We start from the raw sequence: 20,752 nt of genomic DNA, 5'->3' as shown, positions 1-20,752 counted from the left end.
CTTTGATATTATTGGCCTAAAGTCTAGCCGATGTCACTCGACTCAGCTGACTCAATCACAGGCAATAGTGTAAGGCTTGTCGGAGATTTTTGTTCAGCAATGACATGATACGAGGTCTAGACTAGATATGTGGCATGTTGCATACGTGACTTCAGGGTCTGGTTTTCTGAACGCTGAGTTATGAAGATATAGAAACACCATACGGTGTCTTGCAAAGCAGCATTTGCACATAAACTAAAGCCGCAAATCGCGGCTTTTTTATTATCCCGAAACCAAGAGACATACTCGATGGATTTAATCAGTGCAACGCACTTAGCACCCCTGCAATTGTTGGCTTTTACACTGCGCTGCCAGTTGGGTGGCAGAGGTTTTTTGCGCCTCTGTCATTTGTGCGGAAAGATAACTGAGCATTTTGGTGTGGCGATGGATAAAGCGTTTGTCTTCGTTTTGCGTCGCCAGCATTAACCACATGGCGGCCTTGACGGTATTTTGTTCCACCCCTGCCCCTTGTTGGTAAAGCTCGCCCAGATAGCCTTGGGCTTCACTATTGTTGTGACTCGCGGCCAAGCTTAACCATTTCACCGCAGCAGGCATGTCTTGCGCAATCACCTCACCCCGCAAATACAGCATGCCTAAATTGAGTTGTGATTTCACATGCCCTTGCGTGGCCGCTTGCGCGTAATAGGCCACCGCCTGCGGGTAGCTGATGCTCTGAATCATACGCTGAAACACCAATGACCCCAGCGTGTACTGCGCCTCTTTATAATTTAAATCTGCCGATTTTGTGTACCACTTGACCGCTTCATCCATGCTTTTGGCCACACCATCGCCGTTCTGGGACATCAGGCCCAGGTTGTAGCAGGCTTTGGCATCGTTTTGATTGGCGAGGGACAGATAAATGGCGTGGGCGGCGGCATAGTCTTTTTGTGAGAGCTTTTGTTTGGCTTCTTCTAAGGTGTTTGCCTGCGCCAGACTGGCCGCACACAGCGTCAATAGCATCAACCCGGTGGCTATCGTTCTGGATAATAATCCCGCCCAAATCATGTTCCCTGCTTGTGTCATGGCTGTTGTTCCTTGCGTGTTGTGGTGTGAATCGAAATCCATAGGATCAGACCCGATAGGTTTCAATGAGTGCTTTATTCATGTTCGTCCATACAGTTTAATGCTTAATCAAACTAACCCCATCCATTGGGCTGCACCACGCGATGAGGCTTGTACGGCTTGTTGATAGGTGGCGGTTGCTGGCATGTGGTCCGCCAGCTGGTGTAGTGAACGATAACCGGGGTCCAGGCGGACATCTTTCTCGCGGAAGATGCTGTGCTCTTTGGCGTAGGTTTGTGCCAGCGCCCTCAGCGATTCGGCAAGGGGTTTGTTCGGCGCGCTGGGGGTAAAGTCGCCCAGCAGCCACAGGTGCACATCTTCCTCCCGGGAGTAGCCAGCTTTGGGGTCAGCCAGCGTAAATGCATGCGCGATCCTGGACTGGTTTTCTACTTCTGCCGGGTCACCATAGGCCACTTCAAAATATTTCACCGCACGTGTGAGCAGTGATGTCGGGCCATCAATCGGCACCTGACCTGCTGCATAATAGCCTGCAATTGCGCGCAGGCTTTGTAAATGGTGCTCTTTGCCCACAAAATGGATGGTTTCACCGCGTGCTTGCAGCGCTTTAATGCCCGCAACCATGTCTTTGGTCGCGGCGTAGATCAGGGCCCCCGCATTATCAGAATTTTTGCGGGCAAGACTGTAATTGATCATGGCCGTGCCATTGCAATACAGCTCCATTGCGCTGGTGGCGGCCACTTCGCCCTGTGCATCAAGCACCAACGAGACGGCCATTCTGGTGCCGTTTGCATTACCGCCTGCCAAGCCAGCCAGCCAGTTTGCTAATTGCTCGGCAGGCCACTCCGGGTACTGTGCTCTGGCAAGTGCAAATACTTGTGGCAGCAGCCGGGTTTGCTCGGACACGCTTAAATTTTGTAGGCGCGCAGTTGTGTATGCAGGCGGCAAGGTGAAATCGTAGGTCATGTGTTTGACTCACATTGAATCATTGGCGTGCGATCTGCCTTCGAGATTTACAAGGTTAAAGATTGGTTCGGAATTAATGTGCAACCTCGGACACTGTAGACTCTTCGCTGATTTTGATTTCACCACATTTATTCATCTTGGCCGTGGCACATGCGTATTTATCGGTTTTTGCCAATGCGCGCGCTTTTGCCATATACATATCGCCAGCCGCATTATTCTGCATGCCATATGCGGCCTGCGCCAGATAGTAATAGGAGAGATCAAACATGTAGTTGATATGAGTGACTTTATGCACCAAGCCTCTCCAGTCTTGTTTGCTGTGCAGCCCTTTTAAGTCACTTTGATTCATATAAAACTTGAGCCCACAGGTTTCACATTGCATTTCTAGCGTACCGGCCTTAAAGGCTTCAAAGTCGCTGGAATAAAAAGCGATGGCTTTGCTGGCGTCTATCGCTGGTGGGTCTATCAGGCTGGATTTGCCTTCTTCAATCACCCTGACATTGGAGGTGTTTTCCAGCCAGTCATTTTTGGCGGTGCGTACATAAATATACTCAGGGGTGTAATCGGCATACACCGGCAATCTTGTTTCATAAATCTTCAGCATCGGCGCTTGCAGGGCTTGTAGTGCTTCGATGCGGTTGGGCGGGGAAGGGTGTGTGCTTAAAAAATCACCTTTGCTTTTGTTGCCGGTGGCTTCCATCATTTTTTCCCACAAGGTCACTGAGGCCGCCGGGTGGTAACCTGCCTGTGCTGCAATTTCGATACCGAGTTTGTCGGCTTCAGTTTCTGCGCCCCGGCTGTTAGGCAATGTGACAAAGGCGCCCCCGGCAAGAATGGCTAACTGGTTGGCTGTTTGCACATTGTTATTATTTTGTTGTTGAGAACCGTTACTCGCGGCGGCAACGGCAACCGTGGCAGTCGCGACGGCGATTTTGGTCAGGATGTCCACCGACATTTTTTCTGCGGTGTGGTTAGCCAGTGCGTGTGCAATTTCGTGGCCCATGACTTGCGCCAGTTCATCATCTGTCGGTTTCACTTTTTCCAGCAGACCCGTATATACCGCCATTTTTCCACCGGCCATGCAAAAGGCATTGATCTCTTCCGACGCAATCACATTCACTTGCCACTTCCATTTTTGCGATTCCGGCTTATACAAAACGGCCCGTTCAACCAGCCGGTTGGTGATTTGTTGCACACGCTCATTCTCGACAGCATCTGCACTGATCTTGTTATCTTTGTCATACGCGCTGATCATCGAGCTGTACAGTGAGGAGCTTTTATTGATGGCCGCATCTTCAGACACGATCATCAATTGTGATCTCCCCGTCATATTGTTGGTGACGCAGCCTGAGAGAAGCGTGGATAAACCAAGAAGACACCCCACTAAAATAGCTTTCATTTTTGAGCCTTTTATATTTTTAAACAACTATAAATACATTCAGTGAAAATTCAACCCTCACGAGGCGTGAAGGTTGATTAGCCCCGTTCTTGAAACGCCACATTTCAAAATAACAAAAGCCACAAATAGCGGCTTTTGATGGGACAGGGCTTCAATTTATTTTGTATGTAACCTGGCATTCAGCTGATCTATCACCTCCGCCCAGTCGGCGTCTTTCAAAATCTCTTCACGCAAAAAGGTGGCTTGTGCGGGTGCCCAGTAAGGCGCGTCGGCCAGTGAGATATAACTAGCTAAATGGCTGTGCGTTTGAATAAAGCTGTCGATCTCGGCATCAGTGGCGGGTAAGCCGAGTTGTGCGAACAGGTTATTAAGGGTGTGTAATGAAGCTTCCATGAGACTGACTCCTTGGTCGTTATACGAAGCAATCCAGCGCGGGCAAATCTGACCTCGGTAGGAATTGTAAATGTATGTATAATCCTTAACGCAGTTTTGGTGGCTTTTCGAAGCTTTGACTTTACATTAAATAATCAGGATATTGCATGTCTAAAATAATAAAACGAGTTTCTACACTGTTAGTACTGGCTGTATTGAGTGGTTGTGCTGCGGCGCCTGCAAACAAGCAGGCGATGATTGTGAGCCCCGTGAGCCAGGTGAGTGCTGAGCAAAAGGGTAAGTTTGTGGTGAATACGGTGGCTGGCGGAAAAGCGACCAATCCATTTTGGACTTCACAGGTGAGTAATGAAAATTTTGAAGCTGCATTAAAAGAGTCTCTAGCGTTGTCCGGGTTATCCGGGCCTGAGGGTTCTGCAGGCAAGTATAAAATTGACGCCGAGCTGGTTTCATTAAAGCAGCCGGTGTTCGGGTTGACCTTTGATGTAGTTTCTACGGTGAACTACAAAGTGGCCGGTGAAGGCGTGGAGAAGGTGTTTCCTATCGTCGCGACGGGTACAGCCACCACCTCTGATGCTTTTGTGGCCATTACAAGATTGAAAATTGCGAATGAAAAGTCCATTCAGGAAAACATTAAGGCGTTTATTCAACAACTTTCATCGAGTACGCTTAAATAGTTTTAAAGAATAAATGGACGGGGTTTTGCGCTTGCAACCTCTCGTTTCAGAGTAAAAAAGCCGCCATGTGCGGCTTTTTTACTGTGTACTCAATAGTTTGTGGTTACAGCAGTTCTTCCACGTGCTTTTTAATATTGGCGGCCATTTTGGGCGTGGGCAAATCATTGGTATCCGTGCCAAACGGGTCTTCAATTTCTTCGGCAATCAGTTCCAGGCTGGCGAGTACGTAAAAAATAAATACCACGACCGGGATCACGTAATACCCCAGGCTAAATACGAAGCCAAACGGCAGGGTGATCACGTAGAAGAAGATGAATTTTTTAATAAACGCGCTGTATGAATAGGGGATAGGCGTATTTTTAATACGTTCACATACGCCGCATACGTCAGTAAATGATTTCAGTTCTTCGTTGATGATAAAAAACTGGTCGCCGCTGATTTTGCCTGTGGTGTAGAGTGCGTTGGCTTTTTGAAACAGGCGTTTGGCCACCTGGTTGGGGTGGTGTTTATGGTGATCAATTTCGAGATCCAGACCTTCGAACAGCATTTTGCTGACATCTTCATTCAACAGATGTTTCGACAGTACAGCGGCATAGGCCGGGATGATTTTTCTGAAAAATGCGCGGTCATTGTCGTCAGTCAGGTAAGCGGACAGTTTGAGCGCGAGGTTGCGACTGTTATTGACCAGACCGCCCCAGGCTTTTCGACCCTCCCACCAGCGGTCATAAGCGGTGTTGGTCCGGTAGGCCAGCAATAATGACAAGACAAAGCCGACGGTAGTATGAATGAGTGACAGGTTTTTCACATGGCTGCTATCAGCCAGTTTCCAATATTCTATTTCGAGATAGGCAATGCCACCCGCGTACAGCCCGATGAAAATCATCATGGGGATGAGCCGCCGGAAGGTATCCGACTCATGAAAACGGAAGATGAAAATTATCCAGTCTTTGGGGTTGTATTGAATCATGGTATGCGATGCGTTTAGAAACAGGCATGAGTTTAACATGGCGAGGCGATTACCCTTTCCGATAGCCTGACGAATTCGTTGCATACCGTCAGGTAAGTCTGCACCAGGCTTGTTCGCCCCGCGCCAACACCGGCTGAATATTATTTATAGGGACTTTTGCACCCATTAAAAAAGCGACTATTGTTGAGAAAATAACCAAATACCCGTCATTCCCGCGCAAGCGGGAATCCATTTTAATCACTCACTCATATGAATCTCCGCTTTGCGCGCATTGCCTGCTAAAACACTGCGCGAGGATGGCTAAAGGATGCGTTTTCAGGATTTACTTTGCTTAGTGCAAAAGTCTTTTCTAAATTTTTTTAAAAAAGGATGTAAGGGGTATTTGTTTGGTTCGACTAAAGGGTGCAGGACAAATTTTCTGTTTAATTTTTAATTTATTCCTTTAGGAGATCGTATGAAAAACACTCAAAAATTGGCGACCGCAGCATTGTTAGGTCTGTTCACCGCGACTGTAATGAGCGCTGCCCCCGCTTTTGCTGGTGATGAAGGCAAGTCCGGCTGTAGCGGCAAGGATAACGCCAAGATGGAGAAGGCCAACTGTAAAACTGCAGACGGCAAAGAGAAGCATGCATGCAAAGGCCATAACGCCTGCAAAGGTCAGGGCGGTGATGGCAAAAATGCGTGTAAAGGCAAAGGGTCTTGCGCAACGGATAGCAGCAAATAATCTGTTCATTTTATTGAATAGCATCAAGGCGGCGGGGCAGTGGCCCTGCTGTTTTGAAAGGAGCTAGCTGTCATGCAACTGACCAACCCTCTGCCCACTTTGGGTTTTGGACTGGGCCTCAGGCCCACGCATTATCCGTTTATTTTTGAACACCAGCCACAGGTGGACTGGTTTGAGATTATTTCGGAAAACTTTATGGATACCGATGGCAAGCCGAAACGCAATCTGGCGCGTATCAAAGAGCTGTATCCGATTGTGATGCATGGGGTATCACTGTCGATTGGCAATGTAGACCCGCTTAATTCTGAATATCTGACCAAGCTGAAGGCGCTGATCGACTGGGTGCAACCGGCCTGGGTGTCGGACCATCTGTGCTGGACAGGTGTAGCCCACAAGAATACCCATGATTTGCTGCCACTGCCTTATACGGAAGAATCGCTCAAGCATATCGTGCAGCGTATCCGCCAGGTGCAGGACAGGCTGGGGCGCAGAATTGCCCTTGAAAACCCGTCCACCTACCTGGAGTTCAAGCACTCGACGATCCCGGAAGCTGAATTTATTGCGGCGATGGCTCAGGCGGCTGACTGCCATTTGCTGCTCGACGTGAACAATGTCTATGTGAGCTGCTACAACCACCGGTTGGACGCCCAGAAATACCTCGATGCCTTGCCACTGGAGCGCGTGATCCAGATTCACCTTTCCGGGCATCGAAATAAAGAAACCCATATCGTAGATACCCATGATGACCATGTGACCGATGCCGTGTGGGCGCTGTACAAACATGTGGTGCACCGTGCCGGGCGAGTACCCAACACCATGATTGAGTGGGATGACCATATCCCGGAATTTCCGGTGCTGCTCGCCGAACTGGACAAGGCGCGGCTGGCCGCCCGTCACGCGGCTGACCATGTGCTGCCGCAAACAGTTCGGCCCGTTGAGGATATTGCCCGGCCAGCGGATATGCCTCTGATGCATGCGCAGACCCGATTGCAGCAGGCCATTGTGTTGGGCGATCGCTTTGACAGCCTGCCAGCCACGTGGATACGTGCCAAGGCCGATTTTGCGCCACATGCGCAGCTGTCGGTGTATGCCGATGCCTACCGTTACCGTTTGTTTGACGTGGTGGCGGAAGATTATGCGGTACTGGCGCATTACCTGACGCAGCCGGTGTTTACCCAACTGCTGAATGAATTTATTGCAGCGGTGCAACCGGAGCATTTCAATATTGGCCGGTTTGCCCTCAAGCTACCCGCGTTCATAAAAACCTATTTACCGGATGATCGTTTTGCCCACGGACTGTGTCAGCTGGAAACCCTGGTGGCGCAAATGACAGACCCGCCTGAAACCGCGGTGCTCGAGGTCTCCCAATTACAGGGACTCACTGCGGAAAGCCTGATGGATTTGAAACTGCGCCCCAGGGCTGCCCTGGCGCTGGTTCGGTTTGAGCATGCAGTCAACGCCTATTACCAGGCGGTGATGGATGAGGTGCCAGCAGTGACAGTCGAGCATGCTGACGAGTCTCTGGTGGTGTTTCGGCATGAAGATGTGGTGTGGCGCATGACGCTAGAGGCGCAGGAATTTGCCCTGTTAACGGCATTGTTTAATGGTGCCACAGTGGGCGAGGCGCTCTCGGTAATGGATGCGGCGGATGGCCCAAAAGTGCTGGACTATTTTTCGAAGTGGATGAGAAACGGGTTGCTGGCCGCAACGGATGCGGCAGACCCCCCCCCATAAACAACAGGAGAAAAAAGATGCGTGTTTTATTTGATGGATTGATTGCCTGGCCCAAGCAAGTGGCCGCACATTTTGAATGGCTGGGCCCATTGGTCGCCCGCGTGGTGGTGGGTTACACCTTTATGCTCACCGGCTGGGGCAAGCTGAATAATCTGCCAGCGATTATTGAAAATTTTGAGAGTTGGGGCATTCCCTTTCCAGAGTTCATGACGCCTTTTGTCTCGGGTTGGGAGTTTCTGGGCGGGCTTGGCCTGATACTGGGGCTGATGACCCGAATTTGCGGGGGCGCACTGGCCGTGGTGATGGTGGTGGCGATTATTTCGGCAAAACTGTCGGACGTTGACTCGCTGGAAACCCTGCTCGGGTTTGAAGAGGCCACTTACTTTGCCGTGTTTACCTGGCTGGCCATCTGCGGCGCAGGCCAGGCTTCGCTGGATTATCTGCTGGAGCGGATGTACGCAAACAAATAAAGCCGTCTGGACAGAAAAAAGGCTATCTGGGCACTGCCCTCACGCGTCCGGGGTGGTTTCCTGCGTGGATGGGTTTGCAGTCAGCATGGCGCAGGCCAGCGCACCCACCTCACGCACGGCCTGTTCAATCGCAAGCGTCCACAGGTGGCTGAAGTTGAGTCGGATGTAATGGGTGAATTCTTTTTTGCGCGAGAAGATGGTGCCGGGGGCGACCGTGATGCCGTTGTCAATCGCCGCGCGATAGAGTGCGAGGGCATCAATGCTGGGGGGGAGTTTAACCCAGATCACATAGCCACCTTGCGGCACCGAGAGCTGTGACCCTGCCGGGAAGCTTTGCTCAATCACATTGCGCATCAGCACGTAATTGGAACGCAGCGTGTGGCGTAATTGCTTGAGGTGCTGCTCGAAGCTGTCGCGCTGCATGAACTTGGCAATGGCAATTTGTGGCGCCGAAGTGAGCGAGAGGCTGTTGAGAAACATCAGGCGCTCGACTTCCTGGCGGTAACGTCCGGCGCTGGTCCAGCCGACACGGTAACCCGGTGCCAGCGATTTGGAAAACGATGCGCAATGCAGCACCATGCCTGTGCGGTCATAGGCTTTGGCAGGTAGCGGCGGGTGCTCGCTGAAGTAGAGCTCGCTGTAGACATCGTCTTCAATCAGCGGGATATTCTGCTCGGCAAGAAAAGCTACCAGGGCCTGTTTTTTGGAGTCGGGCATGACAAAGCCCAGCGGGTTCTGGAAATTGGTGGTGAGGATGACGGCAGCGATGCGCACATTGTCAGTCATCGCGCGCAAGGCATCGAGCTCGATGCCGGTATTGGGATGTGTGCGCAGTTCAGCCACTTTCATGCCCAGGCGTTCCACAGTATGTGCCAGCGCGTAATAGCCGGGGGATTCGAGTGCAATGGTATCGCCCGCTTTGGCCACGGCTTGCAGACAGAGGGTAATGGCTTCGGTGGCGCCGTGGGTGATCACAATCTCGTCCGGCGACACATCCATGCCATTGGCCAGGTAGCGGCGCGCAATCTGCTGGCGCAGCATTTCGTTACCAGGGGGCAGGTCGCTCAGTACGCCCCATTCACCTGCGTCGTCAGTCAGGGCTTTTTCATACTGGTGAATTTTGCGCAGCGGGAACAGCTGCGGATCGGGGAACGGTGAGCCCAGCGGGACGGTGCCAAATTCGCGGATGGATTTAAGCGTAGTGAGGACTAACTTGCTGGCATCCACTTCGGACAGGTTGAGGTCTTTGGCCAGTGGCGAGGTGGGCTTTTGTTGCAGGCGCTTGCGCGGTGTGACGTAATAGCCGGATTGCGGATGGCTGCTGATCACGCCCTCTTGCTCCAGCAACAGGTAGCTGCGCAATACGGTGCTGATACTGAGCCCGTATTTCTGGCTGGCTTGCCGCACCGAGAAAATTTTTTCTCCCGGCCGTAATACGCCTTCATCGATCATTGCGCGTATGCGGGCAGCAAACGAGACATAAAGCTTCATGGGTGGCCAAGCTGGGAGGGTGTCTTAGATACCTGCCATTATACGGTAGCGATGCCTGATCCGTGCATGCCGCCTGCGCTGATGTGGCTAACAGTTGGACTGGTGTCTTGCTTGGGGTGAAGCGTGTTCAGGCCGACTGCAAGGCCAGGGCGACTGCCGCGCCTTCGGCGGTCAGGCTGGCAACCAGCCGTTCTTTGTGGATATGCACGTGCACCAGCGCCTGTTCACTGAGCGCGGTCATCAGGCGTTGCAGGGTGCTCATGCGCAGTTCCAGCCGTTTGCACAGGGCGGCCAGTGAAACCTGGGCGCGACCCTGCGCGTGCTCGGCATTCAAACATTCCAGAATGCTCAGTAGCATGACTGCGCCAGGGTCCAGCGGCATGCATTCGGCGGATACCAACTCAGCCGATAGCAACTCAGCCGATGCCTGGCCAGACGCCCCCGGCTCAGTGGCTGCCAGTGTAGGCTCTGTAGTAAACAGGCTTGCCAGTGCCTCATCGTGCTCAAGCAGCATGAGCCACCTCGGGTGCAGTGGTTTTTTCAATGATCACCGGAATTGACTTGGAGGTCGGTGTGCGTGAATCATCAGCCACGCTTTGCAGAGGCACCAGGTTGTTGGTTTCGGGGTAGTAGCCGCTCAGGCAGCCCGCCGGAATGTCGTAAGACACGACCAGAAACTTGTCGGCACGGCGGGTGACGCCGTCCTGCCAGACGCTGATCAGGTTGATCCAGTCACCAGCTTGAAGACCCTGGCGCGCGATATCTTCAGGGTTCATGAAAATGACACGGCGCTGGCCAAACACGCCGCGATAGCGGTCATCCATGCCATAAATGGTGGTGTTGTACTGGTCATGCGAGCGCGTGGTCATCAGCACAAACAACTGGTTGCCATAGTGTGCGCGGGCCTGATGGATAGGCGAATTGCTTGGAATCGCCTGTAGAGTGAACTCGGCCTTGCCCGACGGCGTGTTCCAGATACGCTCGCTGGATGGCACCGGCATGCGGAAACCGCCAGGGCGCTTGATACGTTCGTTATAGTCTTTAAACGCCACTGGCATAGTCCGCTCGATCAGGTCGCGGATCTTACTGTAATCTCTGATCAGTGCCAGCCACGGGGTTTTGCTGTGCCTGAGCGTAGCCTGTGCCAGGCGGGCGACGATGGCGGGCTCGGAAAGCAGCTGTGGCGAAGCCGGTTTGTTCATGCCGAAGGAGACATGCACCATGCTCATCGAGTCTTCGACCGTCACGCCTTGCGGGCCGCTGGCTTGCGTATCGATCTCGGTGCGGCCCAGACAGGGCAATATCAAGGCTTGTGTGCCATGGACCAGGTGGCTGCGGTTCAGCTTGGTGGTGACGTGCGCAGTCATCTCGCAATTGCGCATACCTTGCCAGGTGCGGTCGGTATCGGGGGTGGAAATCGAAAAGTTACCGCCCAGGCCAAAGAAGCATTTAACCTTGCCTGCGATCATCGCTTCAATCGCGCCGACGGCGTCGTAGCCCGGGGTTTTGGGCACGCGGATGTCAAATACGCGTTCCAGACTCTCGAGAAACTCAATCGGCATCTTTTCATATATGCCGACCGTGCGATTGCCCTGCACATTGCTATGGCCGCGCACCGGGCACAGGCCTGCGCCCTCCTTGCCGATATTGCCGCGCAACAGCATTAAATTGACCAGCGTCTTGATGGTGGCCACGCCATGTTTGTGCTGGGTAATGCCCATGCCCCAGGTGGCAATCACGCGGTCGCCGGTGGCGTAAATACGGGCGATTTCTTCAATCTGCGCCAGTGGTACGCCAGATTCCTCGACAATCATTGCCCAGCTTTCCTGGCGCGCATCGGCGGCAATCGCTTCGAAATTGCGGGTGTGCTCGGCGATGAATGCCACATCCACCACCCGCTCGGTGCCGTGCTGGATCGCTTCGTCATCCCACTGGATGACAAACTTGATCATGCCTTTGATCAGGGCCAGGTCGCCGCCCAGTTTGGGCTGGATAAACAGGCTGCTGATCTGGCTGCCCTTGAATGACAGCATGTCGAACGGGCTTTGCGGGTCGGCAAAACGCTCGAGGCCACGCTCTTTCAAGGGGTTGATCGCCACAATGCGCGCGCCGCGCTTGGCGGCTTCACGCAACTCGCCCAGCATGCGCGGGTGGTTGGTGGCCGGGTTCTGGCCGAAAATCAGCAGGGTGTCGGCATGCTCAAAATCATGCAAGGTGACTGATCCCTTGCCGATGCCGACTGTTGCAGGCAAGGCGATGCTGGTGGATTCGTGGCAGAGGTTGGAACAGTCCGGGAAGTTATTGGTGCCGAATTCGCGCACGAATAGCTGGTAAAGAAACGCCGCTTCATTGCTGGCGCGGCCAGAGGTATAGAAAATGGCTTCATTCGGGTCGGCCAATCCGTTGAGATGGTTGGCCATCATCGAAAACGCGTCATCCCACGACACTTCTTCGTACTTGTCGGTAGCCGGGTTGTAACGCATCGGGTGGGTGAGGCGGCCTTCATTTTCCAGGTCAAAATCACTCCAGCCCATCAACTCGGTCACGGTGTGTCTGGCAAAAAAAGCGGGCGGTACGCGCTTGGCTGTGGCTTCTGCAGCCACTGCTTTTACGCCGTTTTCGCAAAACTCGAAGGTAGAGGTATGTTCTTTATCCGGCCAGGCGCAGCCCGGGCAGTCAAAGCCGTCTGGCTGGTTCTGCGCCAGCAGGGTCATCACACCCTTGACCGGAATTTTTTGCAGCGCGAGTTGCGCGGCGACTTGCTTCAGGGCACCCCAGCCAGCGGCAGGGTGATGATAAGGCTTGATCGAGGCTTTGGGTTGCGACATAGGTCCTGATGGTTTGCAAAGGCTGGCTGATTAAGGCCCAAGGCTGGTCAGCGCGTATGCGGAATAATGATGATTGCAATCGTAAGCCAGCTAACGCCAGCAAACCAGATACAGAATCGGAGAATTTTTAGGGTACAGTGTTTTTTGCGCACGCTTGATGCCACTGAGCGAGTGCTGTGATTGCGTGCGTTGAGTGGACGCTGTTCGCTGCCTTCGGCTTGAGATCAGCCTTGTTTTGTAAAACGTGAACTTTGCCAAGACCGCTATGCAGGAAAGTTGCGGGTATAGCATGCTGGATCATGCGTATTTAAAAGTGCCGCAAAGTCATCTGGCGACAATGGAATCGAAAACAGGAATCCTTGCAGCATGTCTGCGCCCAGCGCACGACATAGTGTTGCTTGCTCCATCGTTTCCACCCCTTCGACGATCACATCGAGATCCAGGCTCTTTGCCATGATGATGATGGCTTTGAGTATCCGCCTGTCGGCTTCATTTTCTGGCGCGTTTTGTACAAAAAAGCGATCCACTTTTAAGATGGAAGCAGGTAACCATTTTAAATAGGACATCGATGAGTAGCCAATGCCAAAGTCATCCAGTGCGATCTTTACGCCTAGTGACTTGATGCGATTTAAAAGACGGGAAGTTCTCTCTAAATCTGAAACAAGCACGCTTTCAGTGACTTCTATCGTCAGGCATTCGCCAGAGAGACCAGCAAGTTCAATATCGCGCTGAATGTCAGTATGCATGTTTTCTTGACGTAACAATTGTTCGCTGGCATTCACCGCTAATACAAATTGCGCATCGATGAGCCCAGCCTGACGCCATTGGGCAATCTGCATGCACGCCAGCGCTCTGTTTCGGGTATCAATTGCAGCCAAAAATCCGAGCTCTTCAACCACATCAATAAAGGCCGCGGGTGGCAGCAGGCCTCGGGTTGGGTGGTTCCAGCGCATCAGCATTTCTGCACCACAGACCTGGAAATTTCTTGCGTTGATCACTGGCTGGTAATATTGCACAAGTTGTTTTTGCAGCCGCCCGGAACGGAGCTCTCCTTCAAGCATAATGCGGTTGAGGATCTGGTCTTGCAACACTTCGCTGAAAAAATTAAAGCCATTGCGTCCTTCACGTTTGACCTGGTACATCGCCAGGTCGGCGCGCTTCAACATGTCTTCGGCATTGGTCGCACAGCGGGGAAAAGTGGCTATTCCGATGCTACAGGTGACAAATTGCTCGGTGTTGTTCAAGACAATAGGCTCCCGCACGCTTTCAATCACACGCTGCGACAGCGCGCCGACCGAGGTTTCAGTTTCCAGATCGTGGACGATGATTGCAAATTCGTCGCCACCCAAACGGCATACCACGTCGCCTTCCCGGACCACGTCCAGCAAGCGTTGCGCAATCTGCTGTAACAGTTGATCGCCGGAGTCATGTCCCAGGCTGTCGTTAATCATTTTAAAGTTATCGATATCCAAATAAATCAGGCCCAGTTGGAAGTTCAGACGATGCGCGCGCTGAATGGCTCCACGCAAGTGCTCTTCAAAATAGTAGCGGTTCGACAACCCCGTCATCGGATCATTTTCGGCCAGATATTTCAGGCGTTTGTGCGTATCAATCAGCTTACTATTCAGCGCATGACGTGCCTGGGCATGGACCAGTGCTTTGGTGAGATGACGTTCAGAAAGCTCTTTTTTAAGTAAAAAGTCTTGGGCGCCAGCAAAAATACAGTTTCTTTCGATGGCTTCGTTGTCTTCCATGCCGGTGAGGATGACGACGGCGGCGTGTTTTTCGGTGTGCTGCGTGAGTTGGTTTAACACGTCGAGACACTCCATATCGGGTAAGCGATAGTCAAGCAAGACGATATCAAACGTACTTTCTTCATAGAGTTTCAGTGCTTTCACCGCGGTACTGGCGTGCACAATGTCTTTGACTAAATTTGGGTTTTTTAAAACACGAACCACAGCCATTCTATCCAGCTCATCATCATCCACCAGTAGTAGTCGCATGCTTTATTCCTTTGTCACAGGTAGTTCCACCAGCCGCCAATAATGCTCAATCAAGCCCATCACCTCAAGAAAATCTCTATCCATGTGTTGCTTGAACACATAGCCTGCGACATGTTTGCGGTAAGCTGCGACCAGGTCTTCATCTGATTTTGAGGTGGTTAATACAAAAACCACCGCATGCGTCAGTAGCGGATCTGTGCGTAATACCTCGAGAAACTCCAGTCCATTCATGCGCGGCATGTTAAGGTCAAGCAAGATAATATAGGGCGACGGTACGGTACCCGACCGCAATAATTCCAGTGCCTCGCGTCCATCGCGTGCACGAAATACAGTGTTCAAGAGTCGTAATTTACGCAATGCGCGTTCCAGTGCAATGGCGTCAATGTCGTCATCGTCGACGATGAGCAGTGACACTTCCCTATAGTTTTGCTTCTGCAGGATTTGCACGGATCAACCTCTCTTCTATATTGATTGGCCAGGTAAATCGTATAGAACAGCCTCGTTTTCCGTCTGAAACAATGTTGGTCGAGCCGCCATAGGCCTCGACAATTTTTTTTACCAGCGCCAGGCCCATGCCGCTGCCTTCGACTTCATCGCGGGGGCGCAAGGTCTGAAACATGATGTAAACCCGTTCTTGATATTCTGGTGAAATGCCCGGACCGTCATCCGTCACACTGAATTCATAGTACTGTTTATTGGCGAGGCGGGCGTCCAGATGAATGTGACCTTGTGACCTGTCGTGATGTTTGATTGCATTGGTAAACAGGTTGCGCAGTACCTGCTCCAGAGGGGTTGCCAAGGTGTAAAAGGTGGGCAGGTCTTCGGCAACTTCAAGGGTAAACCCTTCGGGGGGTGTTTGCATCTCAAAAATGGTTTGCGCCAGCTTGCCGAGCTCGATTTGACTTACACTGCCCTCCAGACGCCCGGCACGTGAATAGGCCAGCAGGTCATCGAGCAAATTTTCCATCCTGCGCAGGCGTCCGCGTAACAAGGACATATGCCCGGGAATGGCGTCCATTTGCCCATGATTGAGATCCTCTTCAATCCAGTGTGATATCTGAAAAATGCCACGTAATGGTGATTTAAGATCATGGGATGCGACATAGGCAAATGTCGCCAGCTCTTTGTTACTGCGCTCCAGTTCATCCCGGTGCTCGGCCAGTTTTGCACTCGCTTTGATCCGGGCCGAAATATCTGTGATGGCCGAGAGTACTTTCACGCCATCGTCGGTTGCAATCGGGTTGAGTCCGACTTCTACCGGAAACTCGCTGCCATCCTTGCGGCGGCCATACAAATCGCGGCCAGTGCCCATGGCGCGTGGGCTCAGGTCGGAAAAAAACGAAGCACGGTGATGCGGGTGCTGGTGGCGGAAACGTTCTGGCAGCAGGGTGTCTATCGGTTGGCCTAGCAGTTCAACGCGGCTGTAACCAAAAATGCGTTCGGCCTGCATATTTACCATTTCGATGATACCGGCTTTGTTGACCATGACCATCGCATTGGGTGCCGCTTCAACTACTTGCCGGAAGCGTTCTTCCATGCGCTTGCGGGCGGAAATGTCAGTGATGGCCGAGAGTACTTTCACGCCATCGTCAGTTTCAATCGGGTTGAGTCCGACTTCTACCGGAAACTCGCTGCCATCTTTGCGGCGGCCGTACAAATCGCGGCCGGTGCCCATGGCGCGTGGGCTCAGATCGGAAAAAAACGAAGCACGGTGATGCGGGTGCTGCTGGCGGAAGCGTTCTGGCAGCAGGATGTCGATCAGCTGGCCTAACAGTTCAACGCGGCTGTAACCAAAAATGCGTTCGGTCTGCGTATTGACCATTTCGATGATACCGGCTTTGTTGACCATGACCATCGCGGTCGGCGCTGCCTCCACTACCTGGCGAAAGCGCTGATTGGCGCGCTCGATATCTCCAATATCATCATGCATGACCCCCCCTTTGCCTCAACCAACATTTGTTTGATGTTTTTACAGTGTTGCGGTGCAGAGCACTTGATAAAAACATCGCCTGATGTGTTGCCCTAAGTCTGCTTTGGCAGGCATGGTTTGCGCTACGTGTTTAATGCTGATGCGGTCACCGCTTGTTGCAGGTTTTATATAGTGTACTCTTGTATCGGACGTTATGGGATGCCAAGCAGTTTGAGATACTCCTCCAGCGTCAAGGTCAGTTGCTCCAGAGAGTTTCCTACTTGGTCCAAATGTTCATTGGCGTTCAGGTGGAGTTTTTCCAGCAAGGCTTTGTGTTGCTCAATGGCATCCAGATGGGCTTCGAGTTTTGCGTCTTTCAGTGCTTTGTTCATGATCAGTTCTCCTGGTAGGGCTGTTAACTGTAACAGGCTTTTTGTTGTGTGCGTTTAGTTTAAATCAACCAATCTGCGTGGCGATTACGTGAGCATATATTTCAGCAAAGGGCGCCCTCGAGTGCTGGGTTAACAAGCGGCCCTGGAGGGTGCAACACTGACCTTGTTTCGTCCTGACTGCTTGGCGTTGTAGAGAGCGGCATCCGTTTTCACCAGTAATCGCTCTAGGCTGGCTTGCTTCCCCTGTGCTACTGCAACACCAATCGAAATGGTCAGATGAATAGACTGCTGACTGTTTAGTGTAAATGCACTACTGGCGGTACTTGCGCGCAGACGTTCTGCGATTTCAAGCGCTTGCTCGAGGTTGGTTTCGGGTAACAACACAGCAAATTCTTCACCACCATATCGACATATTAAATCGATATCGCGTAACTGCAGTTTGCATAGTTCGCTGAACCGTTGCAGCACACTGTCTCCCGCGTGATGGCCGTAGTTGTCATTAATTCTTTTGAAGTGATCAATATCTATCATCAGAAAAGTAAGGGAGCCGCCATAACGATTCCATCTTGCAAGCTCGTCGCTGGCTCTGTCCATAAAGTAGCGTCGATTGGGCAGTCCGGTCAGAAAGTCGTGATTGGCTTGTGCCTGCAGTTTTTCCTGTAGGGACTTGTATTCGGTAATATCTTGTATTTGTACTACAAGGTGCAAGATGTCGCCGGTCTCGTCTTTGAGGGATGAGTAAGTCAGTAGCGTCCATAGGATAAAACCATTGTGGTGAATAAAGCGCTTTTCAATCTGGTAGTTATCACGCTGACCAGTCAGCAGCTCCTGCATCAGTGACTGGTCGATTTGCAGGTCATCGTGGTGCGTGATTTGCTGGATGGTTTTTTGGCATAAACTGGTCTCGTCGAAACCGACAATTTGGCACAGAGCGCGGTTTGCTTGCATAAAGCGGCCGGTGAGTTCGACAAGGGCCATGCCGATAGCAGCAGAGTCATAGGTGGAGCGAAACAGCTTTTCAGACTGAAAGATCACATGGGATGCATCAGAGGCAATTTTTGCGTATTTACGCTCACTGCGCTGGTAGAAAAATAAGATTGCCAGCGAGATCACACTAAAAATCATAAAGCAACTTGCCTGGATGATCGCGCTATTCCGCCAGTGCTTGAAGATCCTATCCAGATCACGGCTGACGGCCACCAGCAAAGTGCTATTCAGCTTCAAGTGATGATACGGCAGTGTTGTTTGCGCAATCATGCGGTACTCTCTAGTGGAGTAAAGTTGCCCGCTAAATACCGTGACGGCTTTGCCACTGCGCATATGCCGGGAAAAAAAAGAGCCGGGGACTGCCAGATTCATTCCTTGCCGTATACCGGTTTCCGGTGCGCTGATAAACAGTGCGCCATTGCTATGTACCAGCGAGCTTCGACTATCTGCCGCGTAAAGTACCGATGCCAACAATGGTTTGAAATACGCAGGGTCAAGTGTGGTTGTGACGATGCCAGCAAACTCGCCGTGCTTGCCGGGGATCATGCGTGTCAGGTTGATGACAATATTCGCGCATGCCTTTAAACGGCGGTGAAACATACAGCATTTCCGCATCGGGCGATTGTCTGACCGCTTTGTAGTAGTCGCGGTGGCTGAAGTTCATGCCAATATACTGCGGAAAATTGCTATACATCAGCGTGCCTTTGGCATCGATTACACCGAAGCCGCGAATACCGGGCATCACATTTGCCATGCTGGCCAAGCGGTTAGTGGCTAACTCCGGGGAGCGCTGCCACTCCGGTATTGCCTGCATAATGGCCAGCAGCGCCTGGTTTGCTCCTTGAAACTGGAATTCGATGTTTTTTGAAATGACCTTGGCCTGCGTAATCAGCCGGTCATGTTCGTTGGCTTCGACTTGTGCATGCTCATTGTAAATATTGAAAGCAACAAGGCCGCCAAGTAACGTCAGCGCGACCACAAGCTCTATCCATTGCACCAAGGCAAAGCGGGTGATTATCTTTTTATGCATGCTCATGAGATGGCTTTTTTTATCCAAGCCCAGGCCAGTGATGACTGCCTGACCCTGTCAAGCGTCCAGTATGATCGCCTGATGAGTAACTCTACACCTACATAATCCATCTTAGCAACTATGGATGTGGATTGGTTTTTTGCGCTATTGCATACACATGCGGGATGCCATACTGGAAACTTGTAATCAGACCACGTTGACCCACGAGGTGTAATTCCGCTTTAATATGAGCATATGTCCACACAATTAATCCAGCGATACCTGCCGAATTATCCTGCCCATTTGCATGCCCAGATCGGGCAGTTGCACGCGCAAGGACAGTTAGGGGTCTATTTACAGCAGCGTTATCCGCAGCAGCACGCAATTCAGAGTGACAAAGCCTTGTATGATTTTTGTGTTGATCTCAAGCAACGTTACCTCAAAAATGCACCCTTGCTGGACAAGGTCACTTTTGATAACCGCCTGACCATCGAAAAACAAACGCTGGGCTTGAACACTGCCATTTCACGGGTACAGGGTGGCAAGCTCAAGGCTAAGAAAGAAATCCGCATTTCGGCATTTTTTAAAACTGCGCCACTGGCATTTCTTAAAATGATCGTGGTACACGAACTGGCGCATTTGAAGGAGCGGGATCACGACAAGGCTTTTTACCAGCTATGCATGCATATGGAACCCGAGTATCCGCAATATGAGTTTGACTGCCGGGTATATTTGTTATGGCAAGCCTTGGCTAACACTACCCATTCATGACGTTTTCCCATTGAAGCAGTGAAGTATACTGGCATAGAATCTGTTGCTGGATGATTTTGTCGAGGTTGTTGGCATGTGGTTTAGGTTTACGTTGAAGGATTGGATGTTATTGGGGCTGCTGGCCTGTATGGTGAGCCTGCGGGCGCAGGCGAGTGAAGATGTGACTACAGATGGTCGGTCATTTCAAAGCTTGAGCCAACATGAGGTGTTGGCATTATCTGCTGCCGAGCAGCGCGCCTATGCGGCGTGGCTCAGCGAGCAGCCAGCGGCTGCGCCGGTTTCCGAGGGCCCCAATACGATGGACATGTCTTCGGATTTTTCAATGTAAGTGTGCATCATCATTGCGTCTACTATTGTTGAGGCTGGGACTTAATCTGCATGCAAGCGGCTGTAGATAATGCCTGCCTGCTATCTAGCCGAACAGATCATCCAGCGGATTTTTACCGCCAGTGACAGAAGGCGTTGACACGCGCCTGGCGGTGAACTCTTCTTCAATATGGTCCCGGTAGTAACTCCATTGCGCACCGGCATTTTGCAGCGCATGCCAGATACTTGCACCGACATTGGCATGCTCCAGTGCACTGCCATCTTCCAGTTCGATCCTTAACAGGCGCTTGGCTGCATCATAGCCGATGGCACGTAACTTCCCGGCATAGACTTTGGTCATTTCCATGAGCGGGATGAGGCCCTAGTGGCAGCCGCCAGATGAACAGCCACAAGATTTTGCTTTTGGTGTGAGCGGTTTTTTTTGCCAGGCTGATAAAAAAGCCTCTTTGCTCATGGGCTGGATATTCAGGGATTGTTGCAATGCACCATCGACTACCTTGGTCTGGTAATGCTCGAAATGCTTGAGATACCTGGTGTAGGCACGGTCGGTGCCCAGCAGGGATTGCCATCGGGTCCACAACCATTGTTTTACTTTGAACAGTGTTGATTTAAACATATGTTTCCTTTCAATGCCTGTATTTGCTTATTA

22 protein-coding genes are annotated in these 20,752 nt (G+C 51.7%); 6 read left to right on the top strand and 16 right to left on the bottom strand.

Going from position 1 to position 20,752, the window contains the following annotated elements; genetic code table 11:
• Positions 1-312 precede the first annotated feature (312 nt).
• The 4 genes from Q9291_RS13740 to Q9291_RS13725 all read right to left on the bottom strand — a co-directional run bounded on the left by Q9291_RS13740 (position 313) and on the right by Q9291_RS13725 (position 3,817).
• On the bottom strand, positions 313-1,062 hold the full coding sequence (locus Q9291_RS13740) for a tetratricopeptide repeat protein (RefSeq protein ID WP_306390699.1): 750 nt from the start codon (positions 1,060-1,062) through the stop codon (positions 313-315).
• 108 nt (positions 1,063-1,170) lie between these two features.
• Complete coding sequence (locus tag Q9291_RS13735) at positions 1,171-2,025, bottom strand: hypothetical protein (RefSeq protein ID WP_306390698.1); 855 nt, start codon at positions 2,023-2,025, stop codon at positions 1,171-1,173.
• 73 nt (positions 2,026-2,098) lie between these two features.
• A complete protein-coding gene (locus tag Q9291_RS13730; RefSeq protein WP_306390697.1) occupies positions 2,099-3,334 on the bottom strand; it encodes a M48 family metallopeptidase in 1,236 nt (411 codons plus the stop codon).
• A 246-nt stretch (positions 3,335-3,580) separates the two neighbouring features.
• Positions 3,581-3,817: a DUF2789 domain-containing protein gene (locus Q9291_RS13725; RefSeq protein ID WP_306390696.1), complete on the bottom strand. Its 237-nt coding sequence runs from the start codon at positions 3,815-3,817 to the stop codon at positions 3,581-3,583.
• A 146-nt stretch (positions 3,818-3,963) separates the two neighbouring features.
• On the opposite strand from Q9291_RS13725, the gene Q9291_RS13720 reads away from it, so the two are divergent.
• The gene (locus Q9291_RS13720) at positions 3,964-4,491 is read left to right on the top strand and encodes a hypothetical protein (RefSeq protein WP_306390695.1); all 528 of its coding nucleotides are present in this window, start codon (positions 3,964-3,966) and stop codon (positions 4,489-4,491) included.
• Between the two features lie 103 nt (positions 4,492-4,594).
• On the opposite strand, the gene Q9291_RS13715 is transcribed toward Q9291_RS13720, so the two are convergent.
• Entirely contained in the window at positions 4,595-5,497 is a 903-nt protein-coding gene (locus Q9291_RS13715; RefSeq protein WP_306390694.1) for a bestrophin family protein, read from the bottom strand.
• 415 nt (positions 5,498-5,912) lie between these two features.
• Between Q9291_RS13715 and Q9291_RS13710 the strand changes: the two genes are divergently transcribed.
• The 3 genes from Q9291_RS13710 (at position 5,913) to Q9291_RS13700 (ending at position 8,386) form a co-directional block, all read left to right on the top strand.
• Positions 5,913-6,182 (top strand): hypothetical protein, encoded by a 270-nt coding sequence (locus Q9291_RS13710; protein ID WP_306390693.1) that lies wholly within the window; start codon positions 5,913-5,915, stop codon positions 6,180-6,182.
• A 72-nt stretch (positions 6,183-6,254) separates the two neighbouring features.
• Positions 6,255-7,916, top strand: coding sequence for an MNIO family bufferin maturase (gene bufB, locus Q9291_RS13705; RefSeq protein WP_306390692.1), 1,662 nt, complete (start codon positions 6,255-6,257; stop codon positions 7,914-7,916).
• Between the two features lie 17 nt (positions 7,917-7,933).
• Positions 7,934-8,386, top strand: coding sequence for a DoxX family protein (locus Q9291_RS13700; protein ID WP_306390691.1), 453 nt, complete (start codon positions 7,934-7,936; stop codon positions 8,384-8,386).
• Between the two features lie 39 nt (positions 8,387-8,425).
• Here Q9291_RS13700 and Q9291_RS13695 read toward each other — a convergent pair whose 3' ends face one another.
• The 9 genes from Q9291_RS13695 to Q9291_RS13655 form a co-directional block, all read right to left on the bottom strand.
• A complete protein-coding gene (locus Q9291_RS13695; RefSeq protein WP_306390690.1) occupies positions 8,426-9,877 on the bottom strand; it encodes an aminotransferase-like domain-containing protein in 1,452 nt (483 codons plus the stop codon).
• Between the two features lie 127 nt (positions 9,878-10,004).
• Positions 10,005-10,391, bottom strand: coding sequence for a hypothetical protein (locus Q9291_RS13690; RefSeq protein WP_306390688.1), 387 nt, complete (start codon positions 10,389-10,391; stop codon positions 10,005-10,007).
• Entirely contained in the window at positions 10,381-12,705 is a 2,325-nt protein-coding gene (locus tag Q9291_RS13685; RefSeq protein ID WP_306390687.1) for an FdhF/YdeP family oxidoreductase, read from the bottom strand. Before Q9291_RS13685 ends, Q9291_RS13690 begins: the two co-directional genes overlap by 11 nt.
• Before the next feature lie 263 nt (positions 12,706-12,968).
• Positions 12,969-14,708, bottom strand: coding sequence for a two-component system response regulator (locus Q9291_RS13680; RefSeq protein ID WP_306390686.1), 1,740 nt, complete (start codon positions 14,706-14,708; stop codon positions 12,969-12,971).
• A gap of 3 nt (positions 14,709-14,711) precedes the next feature.
• Positions 14,712-15,155: a response regulator gene (locus Q9291_RS13675; RefSeq protein WP_306390685.1), complete on the bottom strand. Its 444-nt coding sequence runs from the start codon at positions 15,153-15,155 to the stop codon at positions 14,712-14,714.
• Positions 15,127-16,638: a sensor histidine kinase gene (locus Q9291_RS13670; protein WP_306390683.1), complete on the bottom strand. Its 1,512-nt coding sequence runs from the start codon at positions 16,636-16,638 to the stop codon at positions 15,127-15,129. The genes Q9291_RS13675 and Q9291_RS13670 overlap by 29 nt, the downstream gene beginning before the upstream one ends.
• A 191-nt stretch (positions 16,639-16,829) precedes the next feature.
• Positions 16,830-17,009, bottom strand: a complete 180-nt coding sequence (locus tag Q9291_RS13665) for a hypothetical protein (protein WP_306390682.1) — start codon at positions 17,007-17,009, stop codon at positions 16,830-16,832.
• Between the two features lie 129 nt (positions 17,010-17,138).
• On the bottom strand, positions 17,139-18,596 hold the full coding sequence (locus tag Q9291_RS13660; RefSeq protein ID WP_306390680.1) for a sensor domain-containing diguanylate cyclase: 1,458 nt from the start codon (positions 18,594-18,596) through the stop codon (positions 17,139-17,141).
• Positions 18,490-19,032 carry a hypothetical protein gene (locus tag Q9291_RS13655; protein ID WP_306390678.1) on the bottom strand — a complete coding sequence of 181 codons (543 nt, stop codon included), beginning with the start codon at positions 19,030-19,032 and terminating at the stop codon, positions 18,490-18,492. The genes Q9291_RS13660 and Q9291_RS13655 overlap by 107 nt, the downstream gene beginning before the upstream one ends.
• Before the next feature lie 228 nt (positions 19,033-19,260).
• On the opposite strand from Q9291_RS13655, the gene Q9291_RS13650 reads away from it, so the two are divergent.
• The gene (locus Q9291_RS13650; protein WP_306390676.1) at positions 19,261-19,776 is read left to right on the top strand and encodes a YgjP-like metallopeptidase domain-containing protein; all 516 of its coding nucleotides are present in this window, start codon (positions 19,261-19,263) and stop codon (positions 19,774-19,776) included.
• Positions 19,777-19,849: 73 nt separating this feature from the next.
• Positions 19,850-20,104, top strand: coding sequence for a hypothetical protein (locus Q9291_RS13645; RefSeq protein WP_306390675.1), 255 nt, complete (start codon positions 19,850-19,852; stop codon positions 20,102-20,104).
• Between the two features lie 84 nt (positions 20,105-20,188).
• Here the strand turns inward: Q9291_RS13645 and Q9291_RS13640 are convergent, their stop codons facing one another.
• Positions 20,189-20,449 carry a KTSC domain-containing protein gene (locus Q9291_RS13640; RefSeq protein ID WP_306390674.1) on the bottom strand — a complete coding sequence of 87 codons (261 nt, stop codon included), beginning with the start codon at positions 20,447-20,449 and terminating at the stop codon, positions 20,189-20,191.
• Positions 20,450-20,464: 15 nt separating this feature from the next.
• Entirely contained in the window at positions 20,465-20,719 is a 255-nt protein-coding gene (locus tag Q9291_RS13635; RefSeq protein ID WP_306390673.1) for a hypothetical protein, read from the bottom strand.
• Between the last annotated feature and the right edge of the window lie 33 nt (positions 20,720-20,752).

It is taken from the genome of Methylophilus aquaticus (assembly GCF_030769565.1).
Taxonomy (GTDB): Bacteria; Pseudomonadota; Gammaproteobacteria; order Burkholderiales; family Methylophilaceae; genus Methylophilus; species Methylophilus aquaticus.
Note: the sequence above shows the minus strand (reverse complement) of the source record. Positions and strands in the feature narration are given on the sequence as shown.

What these genes read in the sequence shown, in the direction of transcription:
- Q9291_RS13710 (WP_306390693.1), top strand. Translation starts at nt 5,913, where the DNA reads ATGAAAAACACTCAAAAATTGGCGACCGCAGCATTGTTAGGTCTGTTC.
- Q9291_RS13655 (WP_306390678.1), bottom strand. Translation starts at nt 19,032, where the DNA reads ATGAGCATGCATAAAAAGATAATCACCCGCTTTGCCTTGGTGCAATGG.
- Q9291_RS13720 (WP_306390695.1), top strand. Translation starts at nt 3,964, where the DNA reads ATGTCTAAAATAATAAAACGAGTTTCTACACTGTTAGTACTGGCTGTA.
- Q9291_RS13690 (WP_306390688.1), bottom strand. Translation starts at nt 10,391, where the DNA reads ATGCTGCTTGAGCACGATGAGGCACTGGCAAGCCTGTTTACTACAGAG.
- Q9291_RS13740 (WP_306390699.1), bottom strand. Translation starts at nt 1,062, where the DNA reads ATGACACAAGCAGGGAACATGATTTGGGCGGGATTATTATCCAGAACG.
- Q9291_RS13695 (WP_306390690.1), bottom strand. Translation starts at nt 9,877, where the DNA reads ATGAAGCTTTATGTCTCGTTTGCTGCCCGCATACGCGCAATGATCGAT.
- Q9291_RS13700 (WP_306390691.1), top strand. Translation starts at nt 7,934, where the DNA reads ATGCGTGTTTTATTTGATGGATTGATTGCCTGGCCCAAGCAAGTGGCC.
- Q9291_RS13660 (WP_306390680.1), bottom strand. Translation starts at nt 18,596, where the DNA reads ATGTTTCACCGCCGTTTAAAGGCATGCGCGAATATTGTCATCAACCTG.
- Q9291_RS13670 (WP_306390683.1), bottom strand. Translation starts at nt 16,638, where the DNA reads ATGCATGATGATATTGGAGATATCGAGCGCGCCAATCAGCGCTTTCGC.
- Q9291_RS13685 (WP_306390687.1), bottom strand. Translation starts at nt 12,705, where the DNA reads ATGTCGCAACCCAAAGCCTCGATCAAGCCTTATCATCACCCTGCCGCT.
- Q9291_RS13645 (WP_306390675.1), top strand. Translation starts at nt 19,850, where the DNA reads ATGTGGTTTAGGTTTACGTTGAAGGATTGGATGTTATTGGGGCTGCTG.
- Q9291_RS13735 (WP_306390698.1), bottom strand. Translation starts at nt 2,025, where the DNA reads ATGACCTACGATTTCACCTTGCCGCCTGCATACACAACTGCGCGCCTA.
- bufB (WP_306390692.1), top strand. Translation starts at nt 6,255, where the DNA reads ATGCAACTGACCAACCCTCTGCCCACTTTGGGTTTTGGACTGGGCCTC.
- Q9291_RS13665 (WP_306390682.1), bottom strand. Translation starts at nt 17,009, where the DNA reads ATGAACAAAGCACTGAAAGACGCAAAACTCGAAGCCCATCTGGATGCC.
- Q9291_RS13725 (WP_306390696.1), bottom strand. Translation starts at nt 3,817, where the DNA reads ATGGAAGCTTCATTACACACCCTTAATAACCTGTTCGCACAACTCGGC.
- Q9291_RS13650 (WP_306390676.1), top strand. Translation starts at nt 19,261, where the DNA reads ATGTCCACACAATTAATCCAGCGATACCTGCCGAATTATCCTGCCCAT.
- Q9291_RS13730 (WP_306390697.1), bottom strand. Translation starts at nt 3,334, where the DNA reads ATGATCGTGTCTGAAGATGCGGCCATCAATAAAAGCTCCTCACTGTAC.
- Q9291_RS13715 (WP_306390694.1), bottom strand. Translation starts at nt 5,497, where the DNA reads ATGTTAAACTCATGCCTGTTTCTAAACGCATCGCATACCATGATTCAA.
- Q9291_RS13640 (WP_306390674.1), bottom strand. Translation starts at nt 20,449, where the DNA reads ATGGAAATGACCAAAGTCTATGCCGGGAAGTTACGTGCCATCGGCTAT.
- Q9291_RS13635 (WP_306390673.1), bottom strand. Translation starts at nt 20,719, where the DNA reads ATGTTTAAATCAACACTGTTCAAAGTAAAACAATGGTTGTGGACCCGA.
- Q9291_RS13680 (WP_306390686.1), bottom strand. Translation starts at nt 14,708, where the DNA reads ATGCGACTACTACTGGTGGATGATGATGAGCTGGATAGAATGGCTGTG.